This window comes from Acidimicrobiia bacterium, from assembly GCA_036396535.1.
Lineage (GTDB): Bacteria > Actinomycetota > Acidimicrobiia > Spongiisociales > UBA5794 > DASWKR01.
This window is the reverse complement of sequence record DASWKR010000032.1, coordinates 1-4,999: the sequence shown is the minus strand read 5'-3', so window position 1 is coordinate 4,999 and position 4,999 is coordinate 1. Positions and strand designations below refer to the sequence as shown.

The following is a 4,999-nucleotide window of genomic DNA, read 5'->3' as shown; positions in this document are numbered from 1 at the left end:
GACACGTCGGTGACCGCCTACCTGCATCCCGACGACCTGTGGCTCGCCATGGACCCGGAGTCGCAGTTGAGGAGCCTCTTCGGCACGAGCGCCGTGCCGGGGGACTTCGCGCCTCCCGAGCGCTTCGGCGACCTCGGACACGGCGACGCCCTCGACCTGGCGGGTCTCAGCGTCGGCGTCGTCCACACCCCCGGGCACACGCCGGGCCATTGCTGCTTCTATCTCGAGGACGAGGGAGCTCTCTTCTCGGGGGATCAGCTGTTCGCCGGCTCCATCGGGAGGACGGATCTGCCGGGAGGCGACCACGCCGCCCTGATGCGCTCGATGGTCGAGCGAGTGTTGACCCTTCCGCCGGGAATCGACGTGCTCCCCGGCCACGGACCCACGACTACGCTTGCCGTCGAGCGCCGTAGCAACCCCTTCCTGCAGGGGCTCTGAGCGCGCCCGGCATCCAGGGAGAGACCATCGTGGCGACCACGCAGCCGATGAGGACGGTTCACGCAGGCGAGCTGCGAGCCGCCGACGTCGGACGCACCGTCGCCCTCGCAGGATGGGTGAACGCCCGCCGCGACCACGGCGGCGTCGTCTTCGTCGACCTGCGGGACGTCACCGGGATCGCGCAAGTCGTGCTCAACCCGGGAGACCTCCCCGGGCGCGCCGATGTGATCCACGGGCTGCGTGACGAGTTCTGCATCTCGGTGACGGGTACCGTGAGCCCGCGCCCCGAAGCGACGGTCAATCGCGACCTGCCGACGGGTGAGATAGACGTCGTCGCCGCCGACGTCACCGTTCTGTCGCCGGCTCAGCCGTTGCCGTTCCAGATCGACGACCGGTCGGATGTCGAGGAGGTCAAGCGCCTCCAGTACCGCTACCTCGACCTGCGAAGACCTCGCATGGCGGCCAACCTGCGGGCTCGCTCGGCCGTGGTCGCCGCCATGCGCCGAACCATGGACGAGCTCGGCTTCTCGGAGATCGAGACCCCGACGCTGGTGGCGTCGACACCGGAAGGCGCCAGAGACATGCTCGTGCCGAGCCGCCTCCGCCCCGGTCACTTCTACGCCCTGCCCCAGTCACCGCAACTCTTCAAGCAGCTCCTGATGGTCTCGGGCGTCGAGCGCTACTACCAGGTGGCCCGCTGCTACCGGGACGAGGATTTCCGTGCCGACCGCCAGGTCGAGTTCACCCAGCTCGACATCGAGGGCGCCTTCTGGGGCCAGGAGGACGTGCTGGCGACGCTGGAGCACGTCGCCGTGTCCGTCGTTCGGGCCACGAGAGGCATCGAGCTCGAGAGACCCTTTCCCCGCCTGACGTACGCCGAGGCGATGGACCGATTCGGGACCGACAAGCCGGACACACGATTCGGGATGGAGATCCACGACCTCTCGGACGTCCTCGCCGACACCGAGTTCCGTGCGTTCTCCGGCGTGCTCGCCGGCGGCGGGACCGTTCGGGGGGTCAACGCCGGCCGACGGGGGCTCTCCCGGGCGGCGCTCGACGACCTCACCGACCACGCCAAGGGGCTTGGTGCCGACGGGCTCGTCTGGGCGGTCGTCGAAGACGACGGCTCGCTGCGGAGCCCGGTCGCCAAGTTCCTCTCCGACGGCGAGCGAGCCGGCGTGGCCGGGGCACTCGAAGCGTCGCCTGGTGACCTGCTGCTGATCGTGGCCGACACGAGGCGGGTCGCCTCCGGGGTGCTCGGGCAACTGCGCCTCGAGCTCGGCAAGCCCACCGGCCATGACGACCTGGCCTTCCTGTTCGTCGTCGACTTCCCCGTCTTCGACGTCGACGACGACGGAGGCCTCACGCCCGCCCACCACCCTTTCACGGCGCCCCACGACGTCGCCGAGATGCGGGACTCGCCCGAGTCGGCGCTCTCGAGGGCGTACGACATGGTGCTGAACGGCTCGGAGCTCGGGTCGGGTTCGGTCAGGATCCACGATCCTGAAGTGCAGGCGGCGGTCTTCGACGTGCTCGGCATCACCAGACAGGACGCCGAACGGCGCTTCGGTTGGTTCCTGGAAGCGCTCCGCTACGGGACTCCACCGCACGCCGGCTTCGCCATCGGCATCGATCGGCTGGTTGCGATCATCCAGGACGAGCCGAACATCCGCGAGGTGATGCCCTTCCCGAAGACGCAGACCGGCGCCGACCCGTTGACCGGATCTCCGAGCCGAGTCGAGGACTCTCAACTCGACGAGCTCGGCATCGACGTGCGTCCCGAGGTGCGGGCCGCCTGGACCGAGGCATGACCGAGGACCTCTTCTCGGAGCAGCGGGCGGACAAACGCAACGCGGCGGCGCCGCTCGCAGCGAGGATGCGGCCCCGGCGACTCGAGGAGATCGTCGGGCAGCGTCATCTCCTGGAGCCGGGTGCTGCATTCAGATCGGTCATCGAGTCCGGACGGCTCGTCTCGATGATCCTGTGGGGGCCGCCGGGGACCGGCAAGACTACGCTGGCGAGGGTCGTCGCAGCGGAGAACGGCGCCCGATTCGAGCAGCTCTCCGCCGTCTCGGCCGGCGTCCGGGACGTCAGAGCGATCCTCGCCGATGCCAGGGCCAGGATCGAGGAGGACAGAGGGCGCACGATTCTGTTCCTCGACGAGATCCACCGCTTCAACAAGGCGCAACAGGACGCGCTGCTCCCCGGCGTCGAGGACGGAACCGTGATCCTGGTGGGCGCCACGACCGAGAACCCGTTCTTCGAGGTGAACTCGCCCCTCATCTCGAGGAGCACCGTCTTCAGGACGGAGCCCCTCAGCACGGATGAGATCGCCGACGTCCTCAGGCGAGCACACCAAGACGAGATGCGGGGCCTCGGAGGCGATCCGCCTCTCGAGGACGAAGCCGTGGCCGAGCTCGCAGAACGAGTCGGTGGCGACGCCCGGCTGGCGCTCAACGCCCTCGAAGTGGCGGCATCCATCTCGCTCGGAGCCGGCGAGCCGTCGATCGGGGTCGCGGCGGTGGCCGAGTCGCTGCAGCGCAGGATCATCCGGTATGACAAGGCCGGGGATCGCCACTACGACGTGGTGTCGGCGTTCATCAAGAGCATGCGAGGATCGGATCCGGACGCCGCCCTCTACTGGCTGCACACCATGCTCCAGGCCGGAGAGGACCCCGAGTTCATCGCCAGGCGGATGATCATCCTCGCCTCGGAGGACGTCGGCCTGGCCGACTCCGATGCGCTCGCCGTCGCGGTGAGCGCCTTCGACGCCTTGCGGGTGGTCGGGCTGCCGGAGGCCGAGTACGCCCTCACCCATGCGGCTCTCTACCTGGCACTCGCCCCCAAGTCGAACTCGATCGCCGAGGCGATGAGCGCCGCCAAGGCCGCCGTCGAGGCAACCCCGGCGGCACAGGTTCCGCCGCATCTGCGGTCGGCCGTGCACGCTGGGCAGAAGGCGCTCGGTGACGCCGTCGGGTACGTCTACCCGCACGACCGTCCCGGTGCCGTGGTCGAGCAGCAGTATCTCCCCGACGAGGCGCGAGGTCTCATCGTCTACCGCCCCAAGGACCAGGGCGACGAGGCGGCGCTCGCCGGGAGCCTCCGTGACATCGACTCGATAGCGAACAAGCCGCCGCGGGACCGACCGGACTGATCCTGCGGCGCCTCCCGGCGCGGTACGCTGGCACCATGCTGCTGCGAATCCGTTGGTTCACTCTGGGCGTGCTGGTGACGATCGGCCTCGGCGCCTACCTCGTCGCCCAGGTGAGGAGGGCCAGGGAGCGCCTGTCGCCGTCGGCGATCGGGCGCGCCGGCGCAGAACGCATCGCCACGGCGCTCGACAGGGCCGCCGACCGCATCGCCCCGAACCGCTGAGCCATGGCTGATCGTGTCCGACCGAGAACCCTGAAAGGGTTCAGAGATCTGCTCCCGAGCGCCGCGGTCGCCCGCGAGCACCTCGTCGACGTCGCCCGATCGGTGTTCCGCAGATACGGCTTCGGTCCCATCGAGACCCCGGCGCTCGAGTACACCGACATCCTCCTCGGCAAGGGCAGCGACGAGGCGGATCGCCAGCTGTATCGCTTCGAGGACGCCGGGGGGAGGGACGTGGCGCTGCGCTTCGACCTGACGGTTCCGCTCGCCAGATACGTTGCCGAGCACGAGCACGAGCTCGGTATGCCGTTCAAGCGGTACCACGTCGGTACCGTGTGGCGTGGAGAGAACACCCAGCGAGGCCGTTATCGGGAGTTCCTCCAAGCCGACTTCGACACGATCGGCACCGAGAGCGTCGTCGCCGACGTCGAGACGGCGGCGGTCATCGACGAGCTGTTCTCCTCGCTCGGGTTCGAGCGTTTCACGATCAAGGTCAACAACCGCAAGGTCCTCAACGGGCTCCTCGAGCGGCTCGACGTCGCCCGTCCGTCGACGACGGTGCTCCGGGCGCTCGACAAGCTGCCGAAGATCGGCGCACAGGCGGTCTCGGCTGAGTTGGTCGACGTGGCGGGCCTCACGGCCGGCCAGGCGGCGGAGATCCTCACGTTCGCCGAGATGGCGGGGTCGACGGGCGACGTCCTCGCCGGTCTCGAACGACTCGTCGCCTCGTCCGCGACGGGAAGGAGCGGCGTCGACGAGCTGGTGCGGTTCTTCGACGGTGCCGCCGCCGGCGGCGTTGCATCCGTCGAGCTCGACGTCGCCATCGCCAGGGGCCTCGACTACTACACGGGCACCGTGTTCGAGACCTACCTCGACGACCTCCCGGACATCGGCTCGTGCTGCTCGGGAGGGCGTTACGACGACCTGGCGGGTGTGTACACCAAGAGTCGGCTCCCGGGCGTGGGCGCTTCGCTCGGGGTCGATCGGCTCCTCGCCGCCATCGCCGAGCTCGGATTGCTCGACAGCGCGGCTGCGGTCAGTCCGGTGTTGGTGGCGATGTTCGACGCCGACAGGGGCTCGGACCACATCGCGGTGGCGGCCGAGCTCCGGCGCGCCGGGCTGTCAGTCGAGCTGTACCCGGATGCTCGCAAGCTCTCCGCCCAGCTCAGATACGCCGACCAGCGGGGGC

The 4,999-nt window shown here is 69.3% G+C and carries 5 protein-coding genes; all 5 read left to right on the top strand.

Annotated features, from left to right (window positions below):
• On the top strand, positions 1-438 hold a 438-nt coding region (locus VGC47_05690; protein HEX9854786.1), incomplete at its 5' end, for an MBL fold metallo-hydrolase.
• 47 nt (positions 439-485) lie between these two features.
• The gene (gene aspS, locus VGC47_05685; protein HEX9854785.1) at positions 486-2,249 is read left to right on the top strand and encodes an aspartate--tRNA ligase; all 1,764 of its coding nucleotides are present in this window, start codon (positions 486-488) and stop codon (positions 2,247-2,249) included.
• Complete coding sequence (locus tag VGC47_05680; GenBank protein HEX9854784.1) at positions 2,246-3,592, top strand: replication-associated recombination protein A; 1,347 nt, start codon at positions 2,246-2,248, stop codon at positions 3,590-3,592. Before aspS ends, VGC47_05680 begins: the two co-directional genes overlap by 4 nt.
• A 35-nt stretch (positions 3,593-3,627) precedes the next feature.
• Entirely contained in the window at positions 3,628-3,813 is a 186-nt protein-coding gene (locus VGC47_05675; protein ID HEX9854783.1) for a hypothetical protein, read from the top strand.
• 3 nt (positions 3,814-3,816) lie between these two features.
• Positions 3,817-4,999: histidine--tRNA ligase (gene hisS / locus VGC47_05670; GenBank protein HEX9854782.1), on the top strand; the 1,183-nt coding region annotated here is incomplete at its 3' end.

Coding starts and splice junctions, on each gene's coding strand:
- aspS (HEX9854785.1), top strand. CDS start 486: ATGAGGACGGTTCACGCAGGCGAGCTGCGAGCCGCCGACGTCGGACGC.
- VGC47_05680 (HEX9854784.1), top strand. CDS start 2,246: ATGACCGAGGACCTCTTCTCGGAGCAGCGGGCGGACAAACGCAACGCG.
- VGC47_05675 (HEX9854783.1), top strand. CDS start 3,628: ATGCTGCTGCGAATCCGTTGGTTCACTCTGGGCGTGCTGGTGACGATC.